Source organism: Bradyrhizobium sp. Ses1 (genome assembly GCF_059512365.1).
This window is the reverse complement of record NZ_JCAMOQ010000035.1, coordinates 28,055-45,719: the sequence shown is the minus strand read 5'-3', so window position 1 is coordinate 45,719 and position 17,665 is coordinate 28,055. Positions and strand designations below refer to the sequence as shown.

Here is a 17,665-nt window from a genome sequence, read left to right as displayed (position 1 = left end):
GGTTATTGCCGCTCGCCGTGCCGCGTGATCCGGTTGCGAGGAATGCCACGCTTGAGGGCGCGGCCCTTCAAAGCGCTCGCGAAAAGTACTTCGACTATATTGCTGATGCTAGCCTTGACCGAAGCGAACCGATCGAAAGCGATGAGCAGGCCCGGGCCGAAATTGCCAGTGATCTTTCCGAAGCCCTGGACGATACCCTCCACAATCACACCGATAAGCTGAACAAGTTGAGAGAGCTCCATGTCTTTGGCCAGCTCAGCCACAACGAGAAGGGGAACCTGATCGCGCCTGGTTCTCTCGATGAATCCGGCAAGCCGGCCGAGTTCTCGATGATGGAACAGCAGATGCGTGCGATCTACGCCAATGCCGTCAAGCTTTTGGCGCGCTTCGGGGCAACGCTGGACAATGTCGTCGAGGAGACGCTCTATGTCCTCGATGTCGACGCCGCATTCGCCGCCGCGGGCAAGGCGCACAAGGAGGCCTACGGCGCGGCACGACCTCAGTGCGCCAGTAACCTGATCGGCGTGACGAGACTGGCCTTTCCTGAACAGCTCATCGAAATCACCTTCAAGGCTGCGCTGTCGGGGTAGAAGCGAAGCCGCGGTGATCTCCGCCACATCGGCGGAGCCAAAGTCGTTCCCCAAAGCCCTCGATCAATCGCGTAGCTTTTTGATCGACTTCACGCAGTGCGTCATGAATGCGTATATTCGTCCTGACTTGCGGATATCCGGATGGATCAGCAACCGCAGCTCATCGTTGACCGCTAGCTCCACTGCCTCAACACGTATAAGACCTGGTGTGACATCACCAAGCATGCGGCGGAGGTAACAGACGCCCAGACCCGCAACGATCGCGGCCGCGACGCCGACAAGCTGAATCCGTCCGGTAGGCGATGTTGTCGTGGTGTACACGTTCTTCAATGAATTTGGACGCTTCGAGGCCGGAGAGGGTCCCAGTGTAGGATACCCATTGGCAATCAAACAGCGCGCCAGTGCCGGGCCAGGAACGCAACAGAGTTGGAAAGGCAGACATAGGGCCGGGCTTCATGGTGCGGAAGATCACCTACTATAAGGATGCTCCGAATAAGGCGACCTATGAAGAATTTCGAAACCGGCGCTCGGCGGACTCCGCCTCTCTCCCGATGGCACGATCCCCCCACCCTCCATGGTAGAGGTCGACGCCGCGGCAAACGCTACCCCAGCCGTGCTACTCGAGTTGGGCGAACCCGATACTGTCGAAGCGCAGACTTCTGTCGATACTGCTTATGCGGACGCCATACCGCCTGCGAGATGGGCGGCGCCGAGCACGGACGCGGCACCCTGTCGCCGGAGCGGCTCCTATAGAGTTTAGGTCGAACGCGGATGACGGCGTTTCCGCCTCCCCTCCATCTCTGCCAAAGGCTGAGCCAAGGCCGACTGCGGAGGCTGAGGTGAGGTCGCTGCCGGATCAAACGCGCGCTGATCGGCCTATTTTGAATCCGAAGGCGCCTAACGCGACGACGGAAGACGCGCTTAGGCCATTGCCCACCCTTGTCGGCGACCGACGCCGGAGGCGACAACTACGCTAAAGCACACGACAAACCCACTGCGGTTTCAATCGCGGCCCGGCAACAAGCGCGCGTCAATCGCAGCCCTCCTCGCTTCGATTGATCAGGAGGTGGAAGCTGGTGCCGGGTCCTGAGCGCCGACGGCAGGCGCCCGGCGAGACAACGGGAGCTTCTGTCGCCGCGATTGAGGCGTTGTAGGGATCGATGCGACGCCTCCCCGCGAGATTTTCGCCAACAGCTCCGTCAGCGGCCCGCGCGCCGCGCCGCGTGCTGCTGTAGGGAGGACTGCCACCAGCCCCGCATGGCTCCTCGAAATCGACGTTTCTATTTACAGAGACCTCTAAGCCCGATCAGCGGGAAGCATATGTTTGTACTGCACCGTCTATTTTCCTGCACAACGTCGATGGCATCGATTCCATAGCCACAAGTCATTGGACCGTCGACTTTCGCCGTCCTATTTTTTGTTTGTTTGCGAGGAGATCGAAGGATGAAGGCGTACAAAAACCTCGAGGCGGTACCGCCGCTAACGCTTAGTGCCGGATCACGCATCAAGACGGCAAGCAGGGACTCGTTTCGGAACGAGTACTGGGACAACAAAGAGCCGGAACTCTACGCCGAGGTGGTGTCGGGCGAGCCATTATTCGCGTGCGCCGACAAATTCGACAGCGGTACCGGTTGTCGGTCTAGACCGCAGTCCCGCCTGCGCTTTCCTTCACCGATTTCGAGGGAGGAATGTAGAGAACCTCTTTGTTGTCGGTGCATCCGTCCTTACCCGATAAGCCGTTAGAGGCATGCGCGCGCGTCGACGACGACCTCAACAGTTAGGTTGCGCGGCTGCGCCACCGCTGATCCCGATCTAAAAAAGGATGTTCCAATGAAAGGCGGAGTGTTTATCGCGGTGCTCGTACTTACGGGAGTAACCACGAATCTCAGCTACGCACAGGACGCCGAGCATGGACAAACCATCTTCAAAGCTTGCGCAGCATGCCATGCGACGGATCATGCCAATCGCGTCGGGCCGGGCCTGGAAGGAATCATTGGCAGGAAGGCGGCCACGGCTCCTGGCTTCAGCTACAGTAGCGCGATGAAGCAGTCCGGCATTGTGTGGGATGCGAAGACCCTCGATGCGTATCTGGAATCGCCACAGAAGGTGGTTCCCGGAAATAGAATGGCCTACACAGGGCTGAAGAACCCGACGGACCGGACGGACCTCGTTACTTATCTTGCTACGTTGAAGTAGCGACTCGTTGAGCGAGGCGTCAGCAAGATGTCATCCATTTGGACGTTACGTCGCTACGCAGCTGCGGCCGACGCAGGCGACCGGACCCACCAGGCGATTTGACCTGACCTTTGAGTTTTCAATGCAGACCAAATCGGAATTCCGGTTTTGGAAGGCAGGAAGACAATGATCGGACAACTGACCAAGGCTGAACGTCGATACGCGCTATTGATCCTGCTCGCGCTCGCGCTGTGTGGATTGATATTTGGCATAGCAGGCAAGGACGATCCGCTCGGCATTCACGGCGCGCTCATCGGGGTCGCAGCGCTTGCCGGGATATTCAAAGTCATTTCGGTTTACTACGATCCTGAACCCGGCGACGAACGCCTCAACCGCTATTACGACGATCCGACGAGATTCGGCATTATTCTCGCGATGATATGGGCCGTGTTCGGCCTCTTTATAGGTGACTGGGTGGCGTGGCTCTTGGTGAAGCCCGACTTCACTTTTGATGCCGGTTGGGCCAGCTTCGGGCGGCTGCGTCCCGTTCACACCACCAGCGTGCTCTTCGGCTTCGGCGGCAACGCACTGATCGCCACATCCTACTACGTACTACAGCGGACCTCGCGCGCGCGCCTGCCCGATCAGCTCAGCCCGTGGTTCGTTCTGCTCGGCTACAATCTGTTCTGTGTGCTCGCCGTTACTGGCTACATGATGGGTATCACCCAGTCCAAGGAGTACGCGGAGCCAGAATGGTACGCGGATATCTGGCTGCTGGTGGTGTGGGTCGTATACTTCGCCATCTATCTGCGCACGCTCGCACGACGCAAGGAACCGCACATCTATGTGGCCAATTGGTACTACATGGCCTTCATCCTGGTGATCGCGATCCTGCACATCGTCAACAACCTCGCCGTCCCCGTCTCGTTCGGCAGCGCCAAGAGCTACTCGCTGTTCTCCGGAGTGCAGGATGCCATGACCGAATGGTGGTACGGTCACAATGCCGTCGCCTTCTTCCTCACCGCCGGCTTCCTCGGCATGATGTACTACTTCGTGCCGGTACGCGCCAGACGGCCGATTTATTCCTACCGGATGTCGATCATCAGCTTTTGGGGCATCACCTTCTTTTACATGTGGGCGGGCTCGCATCACCTGCACTACACGGCGTTACCGCAATGGGTGCAGACGCTGGGCATGACGTTCTCGCTAATGCTGCTGATTCCGTCGTGGGCGTCCGCCGCTAACGCGCTGCTGACGCTGAACGGCGCATGGGACAAGGTGCGGGACGATGCGACGCTGCGCTTCATGATGGTGGCGGCGGTGTTCTATGGTATCACCACCTTCGAAGGATCATTCCTCGCCATCCGACCCGTCAACTCGCTTTCCCACTACACCGACTGGACCGTCGGCCACGTCCATGCCGGCGCGCTCGGATGGGTGGCCATGATCACGTTCGGATCGATCTATGCCATCGTGCCGTGGCTCTGGAAACGCGACCGCATGTATTCGCCGCGGCTCGTCGAGGTGCATTTCTGGCTCGCCCTTGCCGGCGCCGTTGTTTACGTCTTCGCCATGTGGAATTCCGGCATCATCCAGGGGCTGATGTGGCGGACCTACAATGAGAGCGGCACCCTCGCTTATACTTTCGTCGACTCGCTGATTGCGATGCATCCCTACTACATCGCGCGCGCCATCGGCGGTCTGCTGTTCCTGATCGGCGCGATCGTTGGCGCCTACAACATCTGGATGACGATCAGAACCGGCATTCGCAAGGTGCATGAATCTGCAACCGACATGCCATCGCCGGTCCTCGGCGGGACCGTCCTTCAACCGGGAGAGTAAGCCGTGTTCGGACTGCACTATCGGCTCGAACGCAAAGCCATCGGCCTCACTCTCGGCATCATCCTTGTGGCCAGCATCGGCGGCCTCGTAGAAATCGCGCCGCTCTTCACCATCCACCAGACGGTGGAAGACGCGCCCGACATGCGCGTCTACACGCCGCTCGAACTGGCGGGCCGCAACATCTACATCCGCGAAGGCTGCTACGCCTGTCATTCCCAGATGATCCGCGCCCTGCGCGATGAGGTCGAACGCTACGGCCCCTACTCGCTCGCGGTTGAATCGAAATACGACCATCCGATGCTGTGGGGCTCGAAGCGCACGGGACCGGACCTCGCACGCATTGGCAGCAAATATTCCGACGAATGGCACGTCGCGCACCTCAACAACCCGCGCGATGTGCTTTCCGTTTCCGTCATGCCCGCCTATTCGTGGTTGCTGAAAACGACGCTGCGCACCGATGATCTCGGCGCGCACCTGAAGGCCCAGCGCGCCATCGGCGTGCCCTACACCGACGACATGATCGCGAATGCGAGCAAGGACGCCTACGGCCAGGCCGCGCCGGAATCACCCTACGCCGATGGCGTCACCCAACGCTACGGCAAGGCCACCAACGTCCGCGCGTTCGACGGCAGGCCTGGCGAACTCACCGAGATGGACGCCCTGGTCGCCTATCTCCAGGTGCTCGGCCACCTGACCGACGCGGCGCACAAATCCGTCGCAAAAGCTGCGAGGTGATCATGGATCTCGGACACGGTACGCTGGTGTGGTTCTCGAAGTCGTTCGGCTTGTTCTATCTGATCGCACTCTCGATCATCACCGTCGTCTACGCCTATTGGCCGTCGAACAAAAAGGCGTTTGATCGCGCCGCGAAGTCGGTCCTGCACAACGAGGATGGACCATGGCGGTAGAAGAACGCGACTACTACACCGGTTATCTCACGACCGGGCACGAGTGGAACGGCATCAAGGAATTGAACACACCCGTTCCGCGAGCGGTGTACTTTTTCCTGTTGATTGCTTTTGTCTTTTCGGTCGGCTACTGGGTGTTGATGCCCGCGTGGCCACTCGGCGTCAGCTACACCAAAGGACTGCTCGGCCTCGACCAACGCAACATCGTACAGGACTCGCTGAAGCGAGCGGCCTTCGGCCGCAGCGCATGGACTAAGCAGATCGAGGCCAAAAGCTTTCAGGAGATTCAAGCCGATCCTGCGCTGATGAACATCGTGCGTCAGACCGGCCGCACCGTGTTCGGCGACAATTGCGCCGCGTGCCATGGGCTCAACGCGCAGGGTGGCCACGGCTTCCCGAACCTGACCACCACCTCATGGCTGTGGGGCGGCGCTCCGGACGCCATTACCGAGACCATCCGCGTCGGCATCAACTCGCCGCATCCTGACAGCCGCACCTCGCAGATGCCGGCTTTCGGCCATGATCAGATTCTCCAGCCAGCTGATATCGACAAGGTGGTGGCCTTCGTGCGCTCGCTCTCCGATCCATCCACCGCTAAGACGGCAAAGCCCGGCGATGTGGACGCTGGCAAGGAGATATTCGCTGCCAATTGCGCCGCATGTCATGGCGAGGATGCTAAGGGCAACAGCGACGTGGGCGCACCGAACCTGACCGATAAGTTCTGGATCTACGGCGGCGACGTGCAGACGATCACGAACACGCTGTGGAATGGGCGGCAGGGCCACATGCCGTCATGGGAGGGCCGCCTGACACCGCTCGATCGCAAGATCCTGGCGCTCTACCTTTTCGATGAGAGGATGCCCGCCCCATGAGCAGCGCGGCGGCATCCCATGGTGGGTGGAAGGCGAAGTCCATCGTCTGGCTGTCGATCGGCATCGGACTGATCGTGTTTGCCGCCGCCAATGCGCATCTGCTTTACGTGGCTGTATCCTCACAGCCGGACTGCGTCGCTCATCTCTCGCACGGCGAAGGCAACGGCACCAAGAGCTTCAGCGCGGCGACCTCGTCGTGTTCATCTAAACCCTCCATGACAACCAAAGCGCAGGTGGAATGATCGACATGACCATGATCCCGACCGTCTTGCCTCCGCTTCCCACAAAAAACCGCTGGCATCGCTTACTTGTTCCCGCCGATGCCTTCACATGGCTTACGAAAGGCTGGCACGACCTGACCGTGCAGCCGATGACGAGCCTGAGCTACGGCCTGATGATCTTTCTCGCGTCCGTTGCGATTGTCGACGGCCTGTTTCGCCTAGAGTGGGATTACATCCTATTTCCTGCGTTCGCCGGCTTTATGGTGGTGGGCCCGATCCTCGCAATCGGCCTGTATGAAAAAAGCCGCCGCCTCGCCGCCGGCCTGCCCGTCAATCTCGCGAACATGATCTTCGTCAGGCCGCGATGCGGCGGACAGATCCTGTTCGTGGGCGTCCTGTTGTGCCTTTTGATGATCACATGGATGCGCGCGGCGGTGATCATCTACGCGTTGTTTTTCGGCCTGGTGCCGTTTACCGGCCTCGAGTATATCGCACCGATGCTATTCACCACGCCGGTCGGCTGGGCGATGCTCATTGTCGGAAGCGCCGTCGGCGGACTGTTCGCGGCCTTCTCGTTTGCCATCAGCGCGTTTTCAATTCCCATGATGTTCGACAAGCGCGTTGACGCCCTCACCGCCATGGGCTCGAGTATGGCGCTGGTCTGGAACAACCTGACCGTGATGCTGACCTGGGGTGCCATTGCGCTTGCACTGTTCCTGCTCTCCCTTGCCACTGGAATGCTGGGCCTGATCATCGTGTTTCCCCTGCTCGGGCACGGCACCTGGCACGCCTATAGCGCGATGGCGGTCGAAGCCGCAATATAACGACACGCCGCCGGCGGAATGCCGGCGAAGTGCAGAAACGGAGTGCCGATGAGTTGTTGTGCGCCCAGCGCTGAACTCGCTCTCGCGATGGCCGATCCCCACACCGCGAATGAGGAAGTGTTGCTCGCGAGCCGTATCATCGGCGACGGCGTCCGCCAGACTGACCTCTCGGTGCCGGGCATTCACTGCGGCGGCTGCATCCAGAAGGTCGAAGTGGCCCTCGGCGCGCTTCCCGGCGTGGAAAAAGCGCGGGTCAATCTCTCCTCCAAGCGGGTCGCAATTCGCTGGCAGGCGGACAAACCGCCCGCACCGTTCATCGAGACACTCAACAAAATCGGTTACGACGCATACCTTCACGATGCGGGCACGGACAAGACCGAGGAGACACTGAAAGAATTGATCCGCGCGCTTGCGGTGGCAGGTTTCGCCGCCAGCAACATCATGCTGCTGTCAGTGTCGGTATGGTCCGGCGCGGACGCCCCGATCCGCGACATGTTTCATTGGATCTCCGCGCTGATCGCTTTCCCCGCGCTGATCTATTCGGGCCGCGTATTCTTTTCTTCCGCTTGGCGCGCGTTGCGCCATGGCCAGACCAATATGGACGTTCCGATTTCCATCGGCGTGCTGCTTGCCTTGGGCATGAGCCTCTACGAAACGTTCCATCATGAAGCGCACGCCTATTTCGACGCCGCAATATCACTGTTGTTCTTTCTCCTGATCGGCCGCACGCTCGATCACATGATGCGCGAGCGCGCACGGACCGCTGTCCGAGGCTTGGCCCGCCTGTCCTCGCGGGGCGCGCTCGTGGTGCAGGACGACGGCACCCACGCCTATCTGCCGGTGAACGAGATCCGGCCGAATATGCACATCCTGCTGGCGGCGGGCGAGCGCGTGCCGGTCGATGCCCGCGTCGAAACAGGACAATCGGAGATCGACTGCTCGCTGGTCTCCGGCGAGAGCCTGCCGCAGCCGGTTGCACCGGGCGCGGCGCTGTCCGCGGGTACGCTGAACCTGACCGGCCCGCTCACCATCGTCGCGACGGCTGCCGCGAAAGATTCATTTCTCGCCGAAATGGTACGAATGATGGAAGCGGCCGAAGCCGGGCGCTCGGTCTACCGGCGCGTTGCGGACAGCGCCTCGCGGCTTTATGCGCCGGTCGTGCATGTCACCGCACTCCTGACATTCATCGGCTGGATGATCGTGGAAGGCGACCTGCATCGCGCGGCAACCATCGCCATCGCGGTGCTGATCATCACCTGCCCCTGCGCGCTCGGCCTTGCCGTGCCCATGGTGCAGGTCGTTGCCGCGCGGCATTTGTTCGAGAGCGGCGTCATAGTCAAGGACGGCGGCGCGTTGGAGCGCATCGCCAAAGTCGACACCGTAATCTTTGACAAGACTGGAACGCTGACCATGGATCGGCTCCGGCTCATGAATCGCAATGACATCGATCTCGCGGCGCTGGCGATCGCCGCTTCGATCGCGGCCCATTCACGTCATCCCTACTCGCGCGCGCTGGTCGCCGCGGGACGCGACAATGCCGTCACGCCTGTGGCGCTGAACGATCTTTCAGAGCAGCCGGGCGCTGGAATGCAGGCCACCATCGGCACGACGACCTACAGGCTGGGCCGGGCGGACTGGGCGCTGACGGCGGCAGCCGAACAGTCGGCCACCACCGGCGTTGTCCTCTCCGAGAACGGGCGGCTGCGCGCGACCTTCCGTTTCGATAGCGATCTTCGCCCGGACGTCCGCGAGGCCGTGCTTGCCATGTCCAATCAAGCATGCCGCGTCGAGATCATGTCTGGCGACCGAGACGAACCGGTACGCCATCTTGCATCGGACCTCGGACTTGCCTACCGCGCCGGCGTCTCGCCCGCGGACAAAGCGAAACACATCGCTGATCTGACGGAGGCAGGACACCGCGTGCTGATGGTCGGCGACGGTCTCAACGACGCGCCTGCCCTCGCCGCCGCCCATGCATCCATGGCTCCGGCCACCGCCGCCGATGTCGGACGCAATGCCGCCGACCTCGTCTTCCTGCACGACAGTCTTCTCGCCGTGGCGCAGGCCATTGCGGTTGCGCGCAATGCGCGGCAGCTCGTGCGCCAGAATCTCATCCTCGCCATCGGCTACAATGCCATTGCAGTGCCCATCGCGATCCTCGGCCATGTGACACCGCTGGTGGCGGCGGTGGCGATGTCGACCTCGTCACTGCTCGTGATCGCCAATGCCCTGCGACTGCAGGGCTGGCGCTCGCGCAAAGAGCCGCGCGGGCGCGCGCCCGCTGGCGATATCTCCGGCCGGGCACTTGCGATGGAGAAAGCCCGATGACAGATTATTTCTTCCTGATTCCCGTTGCGCTCGCGCTCGGCGCCATAGCGCTCGGCGCGTTCATGTGGTCGCTGCGAAGCGGCCAATATGACGATCTTGCGGGCGCCGCCGAACGAATCCTGTTCGAAAGTCGCGATGGGCCTGACAACACAGCGAGGGCGCACGGGGACAAGCCGAGTCACCGCAACTAGTTGTTCAGTCCCGATGTGAGGTGGATTGGATCGTATCTGAATCGCCCGGGATTGTCGGTCCAAGCTTTGCTGTTCGCTCATAGGGTGTGAAGCCCTGTAAGTCTTCAATCGGTTGGCGAAGTTGTAGGAAACGAGGAATGCCGCGAGGTGATCGCGGAGCTGGATCCTCTTAGTGATAGCGTCGGACGGTCGCCTCCTTGAGGGTGCGGTTCATTCGCTCGACCTGACCATTGCTCCGGGGAGAATTAGGCTGGCTCAGCCGATGTTCAATGCCATGGCTCCGGCAGGCGCGATCAAAGGGATGGCCACGCCATCTGGCGGTAGGTCCCTCGCCGGTTTCTGGGCAGTAGATCGGCGAACTGAATGCCGTCGTCGGTGAGCGCAGTGTGGATCTCATACGGCACCGCGTGAATATACCTAGTTCGGCCGCAACCACTACTCGGTCGGCCGCAACTGGATATTTGTTCAGCGTCTTCAATCGAAGGCAACGAAGATCGAACCGATCAAGAGCCAGATCAGGTGAGCACGGAAGGGCCCTTCACCCGCAGGCTGGATGTCTACGCGAGATGGCATTGCCCCGCTGTGCCGAAGCCGAGCTGATATGGGCCTGAGGCTTTTGGACGTGGCAGGCGACCCGCCAGCGCCCTACAGCACCCCGATGATGTAAGGCTACGCGTGGCGACTGCAACAGCGTCATGGCCGGGCTTGTTCCCACCATCCACGACTTCGCGTCACTTCAGCAACGGCGGCTGGATGCCCGCGACAAGCTCGGGCATGAGGAGGCGGGACCGGAGCCTGTGATTTGGACCAAGGCGCCCGCACCTTGTGCTTCAGCCTTGCCAACATTGTCTCTGTTTGAGGCAGGGGCAGATACGCGGCGGAGTTTGTCCAGCGCACTCGTCCAGTCGCGAACGCGAGCGACCTTGATAAAGGCGTCAAGCGCCGGCGAATACTGCCTCCCCGCCACGGCCAAAAGCTGCACCTCGCGCCGGACAGGGTCGCCTTCAATTGGAATAGCGGCGAGCGACGGCAGCCTGGGAGCGTGCTCTGGCGCCAGGATGGCTCCAAAACCAGCGGATGCCATTTGCTGAAGATGCCTTTCCTGGGCGCTCCTGTGCACAACTTTAGGGCCTGGATGGTCGACAAAACAAGCCTGCTTGAATCGGCCTGCGACGTCGCATCCGACCCTTTCGAGAAATACCGCCTCATGCAAGTCTTGGAGCGGGATAACGGTTTGCCTCGCCATCGGATGTTTCCGCGACAGGACGAGCACGTATCGCTCCTCGAACAGTGGCCAGCGATCGATACGCTCAGGTAGCTCCACGGCGTCACCGACGAGCGCGGCATTGATCTCGCCATCCAAAAGCATCGCAACGAGCCCGTTGGCATCCGCCTCCCGCAGATCGAGTCGAAGGTCAGGGATGATCCTGGCGAGCTCCAACAGCAATTCCGTGATGAGTGCGGCGGAGACCGACGGCACCAGCCCGATCTTAAGCGGAGCTATTGTCTTCTTTTGATAGCCTCGCGCCTGAAGCCGCACCGCCTCCGCGGCGGCAAATATTTTTTCCAGCGTGGGCAAAATCATCTTGCCCAGCTCGGTCAGCTGGGTGAGGTGACGTTCACGGTGAATCAACGTGCCACCGAGTTCTTCCTCCAGCTTTTGTATGGCCTTTGTCAGCGCCGGCTGCGTCACATTGCATTGCTTCGCAGCCTGCGTAAAATTGAGCGTCTTTGCTAGGGCTAAGAAATATCGCACCTGATAAAGCTGCAGCCGCATACTCATACTCGAAAGTTTTGCTATGGTTCGGACTCTTTCCAGGTTCGTTGCCATTGTAGGCAGGGCGATGGTCAAGCGGTTTGTCGCGGAGCTTCCGCGGAAACAGATATTGCCTGCCGGCTCGGAATTGTCGACCCGCGCCTTGCGAAAATGTTTCTGATCTTGCGGTAAAGTGTTCTGACCGATGTTGATTCCTTTTAACGTCGCGGTTGCGTAGAAAATCGTAGCCGCGAGACCCGCGATAATTATCGTCGTGTCCCCAAGACTAGGACAAGCTCAATCCGAGGGTCCGAAACACATGTCCGATCGTCCAAATCATGCGTTGCCACGCTTGGTGTCCTTGACGGTCACCTCGGCGCCATTAGGCGATGCAGTTGACGCTGGGAATATGGCGCGCATTCTTGTTCTCTGTGACGCTGCTGTGCCTGATGTTGTTGCGCGGACTAGAGATAGAGCGGCGGCTCGATCGCGGCGTTAAGCGCAGTTCTTGTTACGGCGTTCTCATTCTTGCATAGTTTGTTGAGCGAGTATTTCATGGGGCTTGCATCTGTAGCGTGTCCCACGCCTCAGTGATCTGGACCACCGGGTCGCAGCTTGTTCACGGCTGGCTCACTCGCCGTGATCCGCCATGTCAAGGTGCATGGCACGCGGCATCGGCCTTGGCTCGCTAGACTGTTGGCCCGGCGACCCACCAAGGTCGTTGCCATCGCGCTCGTCAACAAACTCGCCAGAACCGCTTGGGCTATGATGGCCAAGAACGAACGATACAACGCACCCGCCGCTCGTGGCGTGATCGAGACGAGATGCACCGGACACCCAGCGTGACGTAACGGTTGGGAGGGCGAACAGCACTTAATGCAGTGCCAGTCGATCCGGCGATCAGGACGACTCACATGGGCCACGGCATTTTCGAATGCGTGCTGTTGATCGGGACTTGATCCGCGTAGGGCATTATGGCCAGCGGTTATGTGCAGCGCGCAAACAGGCCGAACACATGCCTGCTGCGTGCAATGCTGTAAAATGAAGATTCTCCTTGCCCACCCGGAGCGGTCCACACATGGCCAGCTGCAGGATGTTCAGTTTACATCGCCTGACTTGACTGTGCAGGCAGGGTGAACTGAAAAGTCGCGCCCTGAGGTTGGGCGGCGGTAGCCCATAGTCGTCCCCCATGCGCTTCAACGATGGTGCGGCAGATCGATAGACCCATCCCCAAGCCGCCGGGCTTTGTCGTGTTGAAGGCGTCAAAGATGTGCTCGAGACCCGGTGAACTCAGACCTGGACCCGAATCCCGCACTACGACGAGCACGCCGTCCGGCTCGACCTTACCAGTGGTGATCACTAACTCTCGCGACCGCTCGCTGACCGAGCTTAATGCTTCAATAGCGTTGATGATCAGGTTCATGATCACTTGTTGCAGCTGAACCCGATCTCCTTGAATGAGCGGCAAGCCCTCCACGAGGTGTGACTGCACCGAAATGCCATTCTTCACGACCTCGCCACGGGTCAGGGCGATGACCTCGAGGATTGCTCCGTTGATGTCCACGTCTTCTTTCCGGAGAGGTGCCTTTTTGAAAAGCGCGCGCATGCGGCCGATGACCTCGCTGACGCGATTGCCGTTTGCAAAAATCCGGTCGAGAGCCTGCCGAGCCTTCTCCAGATCTGCCGGTTCTTTGCTCAGCCAGTGCAACGCCGCAGAGGCATTGTTGAGCGTCGCCCCAATCGGCTGGTTGACTTCATGGGCAATCGAAGCCGAGAGCTGCCCCATTGTTGCGACTCGATTCGCGTGCACGAGCTCCATCTGCACCTCGCCGTAACGCCGCTCGCTTTCGCGAATTTCCTTCTCCGCCCGCTTGCGCTCGGTTAAGTCGACCACGAAGGCCACGCCCTGGTCGTGTCGCCCGCCGAACGTCGCTGCCCCGACCAGCACCGGCACGCGGCCGCCGCTTTTCAGGAAGTACTCCTTCTCGTAGGGTTGCGTGGTTCCGGTCGCCTCCAGATCCGCCACACGTCGGTCGTCGGCATCTCGCCATTCGGCGGGCGTCAGATCCCGCCAGCGCAGTCGACCGGAGACGAGATCGTCGCGGCCGTATCCGACGATGCGGAGAAACGCTTCGTTGGCATCGATGATTCGACCGTCCGGATCCCAGACGAAGATGCCGATGATGTTAGCATCCACTAGCCGTCGGATCCTGGCCTCCCGCTCAGCTAGATCGCGGTACAGGCTGGCGTTCTCTATTGAGATAGCCGCCTGGGAAGCGAGCAGTGTGAGGACTACCATTCGAGCAGGAGTAAACGCGGCAGTCGTAAGGTTGTTCTCCAAGTACAGCATCCCGATCAACCTGGTCTGCTTAAGTATCGGCAGGCAGAGCACTGACCGTGAGCGGTGGTCGCGAATATAGCCATCCTCTGAAAACGCGCTCTGACTGGACGCATCGTGCAGGAGAACGCTTTCTTTTGTCCGAAGGACGTAGCGAAACACAGACTTCGGTAGATCTGCGGCCGTGACGCGTGCCTGTTTCAGGACCACGTTCACGTTGTCACTGCTGGTTGTGGCCTCCGCTTCAATTTGATATTTGTCGCCTCGCGGAAGGATCAAGAGACCTCGATCGGCGCCCGCGTGTTCGATTGCCGAACTCATGAGCGTGTTGATTAACTTCTCGAAAACGATCTCGCCTGACACGGCTTCCGAGACTCTGATTACGGTAGCCAAATCGAGCTGCTCGTTGGGTGCCACTATTGTCGCGGTGGAATCCGGGATCGACTTGTCCACCTTGAGGTGCGGATAAAGCTCCTCGAGTTGGCGAACCTTTCCGTCGGCTCCCCAGCGCAGGTAGCAGGCCCGCGCGGCCCGCAAATAGGTCGCCGCGATCTTCTCGTAACCGCGCTCTGCGTAGAAACGCCCGGCAATCTCGTTGGCAATTGCCTGGTTGTGCACGAACCCGTATTTGTGAGCGTCGCGGATGGCCTTGTCGTACAGCTCCTGAGCGTTCAGTAGCCGGCCCTCAATGCGGGCGATCTCGGCACCGACCAAGGCAGCGCAGTCTTCGAAGGTTTCGGGGTTGACCTCCGCCCACATTTGGAGCTGCCGGTGTTGGTCCAGCACAAAATCGAAATGCGTCGGTCTCTGCTCCGGTGTGGCGTGATCCCAGACCGCCGCGTGCGCCAGCGCGCCATAAAATCGATACACCGCTGACTCGAACATTGCCGCCGACGTCCAAAGCAGCGGTTCCGCGTGCAGCGAGGCGTCGACCGCCGACGCAAGGTCCCCGGCAAAAAAGTGCGCCTGCAGCTTTCGCGTCCAGTAATAGAACTCGGCGAGCACCAGATCGGGGCTGTTGGCCAAGCGGCGTTCGGTATCGAGTTCGCTGTATCCCTCATGATCCAGGCACCCGAACGTCGCAGTCAGCCCGCGCAAGGTCAGAATCAAACCGAGTTGTGCTCCGCAGCGCTCGACGAGCGGGCCGAAACCCACCCGCCTAGCAAATGCCAGGCCGTTCTCGCATTCCTTTTGCACTTCCGCGAGTGGATCCCCGGCGGCCAGGCAAACCGTGACGGTCAGTAGCTCGCACTCGGCTGTCAGATACTCGATCGAGAAGATGAGCTGGTGATTACGTTCCCAAGTCTCTTCTGCAAGAAGGGCTCTGCCGGCCCTGAGATACTTGAGCGCCGAGTCGTATGCCGTCGAGAGTTTCGCGCGCCGGCCTGCGATCAGATTCAGTTCTGCGACGCGCTCACGATCCTCGACAGAGGTGATGAGATGGGAGCCCCGGTTGAGTTGATTGACGATCTCAAATATCGCCTCTTCACGTTTTTCAGCGGGCGTGTGCACGGCGAGGAGCACTCCGATGTGCAGGTGAGCCTCGGCACGCAGCTCCTTCGGGATCATCGAGTAGGCGGCTTCCTGCACGCGGTCGTGCAGGAAGCCGTAGGAATTGTCCGCACGGAAGATGAGGCCCGATCGCACGGCTTCCCAGAGATGGGCGTGCAGGTCCTCGACCGAGCCCTGATACCCAATCCGCAGCATCTCAAACTCTGCACTGTTGCCCATGCAGGCGAACTGCTGGAGTACCTTCTGGGTTTCTGGCGGAAGGCGCTTCAACTTCTCGACCATCAGCTCTACAACATTGTCCGTGAAGCCTTTGGCACGAATGCGGAGCAGGTCCCATACCCAACGCCGCGCGCGGTAATCGAATGTCAGCAGGCGATCGTCCGCCAGAGTAGAAATGAACTGGATTGCGAAGAACGGGTTGCCCGTGGTCTTTTCGTGAATCAAGTCTGCCAGTGGGGCGGCGCGCTCCAATTGGCAATGAAGCGAGTCCGCAAGCAGTTTACCCAGATCGTCGCGACTGAGTGGTGTGAGAACGATGTCCTGCACTGCCGCTCCGGCCTGACGGATCGCTTCTAGCTTACGTACCAGCGGGTGGGTGGCATTGATCTCGTTGTCCCGATACGCACCAATGAGCAGTAAGTGCTGCAAATCGTTGCGGGTCAACAGATCTTCAAGAAGGTCGAGTGTGGCGGCATCCAGCCATTGCATGTCATCAAGGAAGAGCGCGAGCGGGTGTTCACGTCGCGCAAATACGCCGATGAACCGTCGAACCACAATCTGAAAACGTCTCTGCGCTTCCTGCGGCGGCAATTCGGACACCGGCGGCTGCTCGCCAATGACATGCCTCAGTTCCGGAACGAGATCGACGAGGAGCAGTCCGTTCGGACCCAGCGCCTCACGAAGTGCGTCCCGCCATTTGCGCACGTCTTCCTCGTTCTGGCTGAGGAGCCGCCGGATGAGGCTCTGAAACGCCTGGGCCAGCGAGGCATGCGGAATGTCGCGCTTGTACTGGTCGGATTTGCCCGACGCAAACAAGCCGCGTGGCGGCACGAGCGGTTTGTGGAGCTCATTGACGACTGCGGATTTGCCGATGCCGGAGTATCCGGAGACCAGCACCAGTTCCGCTCGGCCACCGCCAACGATGCGGTCGAAGGCGGTGAGCAGAGTGTCAACCTCGCGGTCCCTTCCGTACAGCTTCTCGGGAATCATGAGGCGATCCGGGGTGTCGCGAGAGCCAGGAGTGAAATCATCGATCCACCCCTGGGACTCCCATTGGGACAGGCAGCGCCGAAGATCGCCTTCAACTCCCACCGCTGTCTGATACCTCTCCTCCGCCGTCTTGGAGAGCAACTTCATCGTGATCGCGGAGACCGAAGCCGGGACGGTTTCCACCCGCTCTCTGGGTGCGGCTGGTTGTTTCGCGATGTGACAGTGCACCCATTCCATCGGCTCGGAGGCCGTGAATGGAAGACTGCCGGTCAGCATTTCGTAAAACGTCACTCCAAGCGAGTAAAGGTCGCTCCGAGAATCGATGGAACGGTTCATTCGTCCCGTCTGCTCGGGTGCCATGTAGGCGAGCGTTCCCGCGATGAACTCGGGAGGTTCGGGCGACTGGCGCTCGCGCGGAAGTCGGGACGCAATCCCGAATCCGGTGAGCCATGCGTTGCCGGAGTCGTCGACGAGGACATTCGCAGGCTTGATATCCTTATGTATGAGGCCCTGCTGATGGACTTGACCGAGTGTTCTTGCCAACCCAATGGCATTACGAAGGAAGCGAGTCAGGTCGAGCGGTTGCCCCTGGTCACGCTCAAGAATCCGATCCAGCGGCTGACCGCCGGGGTCCTTGAGTAAGAGGATCGTCCGCCCTTCGTGACGAGTAATGGCCAGAGGCTTGGCAGCCCACGCGGGATCGAGTTCGGCTGCGAACGAGTATTCGTGCATGAGCCGCCTGATACTGTGAGGCGGCGCCTGTTCAAAGAGTGCGATCGCCAGGACTGGCGAGGGGTCGTCGTGCTTTCGGCCGCGGTAAAGGGCAAAGTCCGCGCTTTCCCGCAGGGGCACCAGCACGTACCCCGAGAGCCCCGGGATAGGTGACATTCTTGTTGCCA

At 60.3% G+C, this 17,665-nt stretch carries 13 protein-coding genes and 1 pseudogene; 11 read left to right on the top strand and 3 right to left on the bottom strand.

The genetic code is table 11. The features are described 5' to 3' along the window. Positions 1–5: 5 nt before the first annotated feature. Positions 6–590: a Rid family hydrolase gene (locus tag AC5ZG5_RS30635; RefSeq protein ID WP_456645668.1), complete on the top strand. Its 585-nt coding sequence runs from the start codon at positions 6–8 to the stop codon at positions 588–590. Positions 591–653: 63 nt separating this feature from the next. Here the strand turns inward: AC5ZG5_RS30635 and AC5ZG5_RS30630 are convergent, their stop codons facing one another. Further along, positions 654–920 carry a hypothetical protein gene (locus AC5ZG5_RS30630; protein ID WP_456645667.1) on the bottom strand — a complete coding sequence of 89 codons (267 nt, stop codon included), beginning with the start codon at positions 918–920 and terminating at the stop codon, positions 654–656. A gap of 1,197 nt (positions 921–2,117) precedes the next feature. On the opposite strand from AC5ZG5_RS30630, the pseudogene AC5ZG5_RS30625 reads away from it, so the two are divergent. The 10 genes and pseudogenes from AC5ZG5_RS30625 to ccoS form a co-directional block, all read left to right on the top strand. Beyond that, positions 2,118–2,222: pseudogene (locus tag AC5ZG5_RS30625) on the top strand (peptide-methionine (R)-S-oxide reductase); the annotation flags it as partial. A gap of 198 nt (positions 2,223–2,420) precedes the next feature. Continuing rightward, the gene (locus AC5ZG5_RS30620) at positions 2,421–2,786 is read left to right on the top strand and encodes a c-type cytochrome (RefSeq protein WP_028164535.1); all 366 of its coding nucleotides are present in this window, start codon (positions 2,421–2,423) and stop codon (positions 2,784–2,786) included. A 165-nt stretch (positions 2,787–2,951) separates the two neighbouring features. Next, the gene (gene ccoN / locus AC5ZG5_RS30615) at positions 2,952–4,607 is read left to right on the top strand and encodes a cytochrome-c oxidase, cbb3-type subunit I (RefSeq protein WP_456645666.1); all 1,656 of its coding nucleotides are present in this window, start codon (positions 2,952–2,954) and stop codon (positions 4,605–4,607) included. A 3-nt stretch (positions 4,608–4,610) separates the two neighbouring features. Then, entirely contained in the window at positions 4,611–5,342 is a 732-nt protein-coding gene (gene ccoO, locus AC5ZG5_RS30610; protein ID WP_456645665.1) for a cytochrome-c oxidase, cbb3-type subunit II, read from the top strand. 2 nt (positions 5,343–5,344) lie between these two features. Then, on the top strand, positions 5,345–5,515 hold the full coding sequence (locus AC5ZG5_RS30605) for a CcoQ/FixQ family Cbb3-type cytochrome c oxidase assembly chaperone (RefSeq protein ID WP_028164533.1): 171 nt from the start codon (positions 5,345–5,347) through the stop codon (positions 5,513–5,515). Further along, complete coding sequence (gene ccoP / locus AC5ZG5_RS30600) at positions 5,506–6,387, top strand: cytochrome-c oxidase, cbb3-type subunit III (protein WP_456645664.1); 882 nt, start codon at positions 5,506–5,508, stop codon at positions 6,385–6,387. Before AC5ZG5_RS30605 ends, ccoP begins: the two co-directional genes overlap by 10 nt. Next, positions 6,384–6,629, top strand: coding sequence for a hypothetical protein (locus tag AC5ZG5_RS30595; protein WP_130224825.1), 246 nt, complete (start codon positions 6,384–6,386; stop codon positions 6,627–6,629). Before ccoP ends, AC5ZG5_RS30595 begins: the two co-directional genes overlap by 4 nt. 5 nt (positions 6,630–6,634) lie before the next feature. Then, on the top strand, positions 6,635–7,432 hold the full coding sequence (locus AC5ZG5_RS30590; protein WP_456645682.1) for a DUF2189 domain-containing protein: 798 nt from the start codon (positions 6,635–6,637) through the stop codon (positions 7,430–7,432). Positions 7,433–7,480: 48 nt separating this feature from the next. Beyond that, entirely contained in the window at positions 7,481–9,760 is a 2,280-nt protein-coding gene (locus tag AC5ZG5_RS30585; protein WP_456645663.1) for a heavy metal translocating P-type ATPase, read from the top strand. Then, positions 9,757–9,951, top strand: coding sequence for a cbb3-type cytochrome oxidase assembly protein CcoS (gene ccoS / locus AC5ZG5_RS30580; protein WP_035690432.1), 195 nt, complete (start codon positions 9,757–9,759; stop codon positions 9,949–9,951). The genes AC5ZG5_RS30585 and ccoS overlap by 4 nt, the downstream gene beginning before the upstream one ends. A 736-nt stretch (positions 9,952–10,687) precedes the next feature. Here the strand turns inward: ccoS and AC5ZG5_RS30575 are convergent. After that, positions 10,688–11,728, bottom strand: coding sequence for a LysR family transcriptional regulator (locus AC5ZG5_RS30575; RefSeq protein ID WP_207230979.1), 1,041 nt, complete (start codon positions 11,726–11,728; stop codon positions 10,688–10,690). Between the two features lie 1,081 nt (positions 11,729–12,809). After that, the gene (locus AC5ZG5_RS30570) at positions 12,810–17,618 is read right to left on the bottom strand and encodes a trifunctional serine/threonine-protein kinase/ATP-binding protein/sensor histidine kinase (protein WP_456645681.1); all 4,809 of its coding nucleotides are present in this window, start codon (positions 17,616–17,618) and stop codon (positions 12,810–12,812) included. Positions 17,619–17,665: the final 47 nt, after the last annotated feature.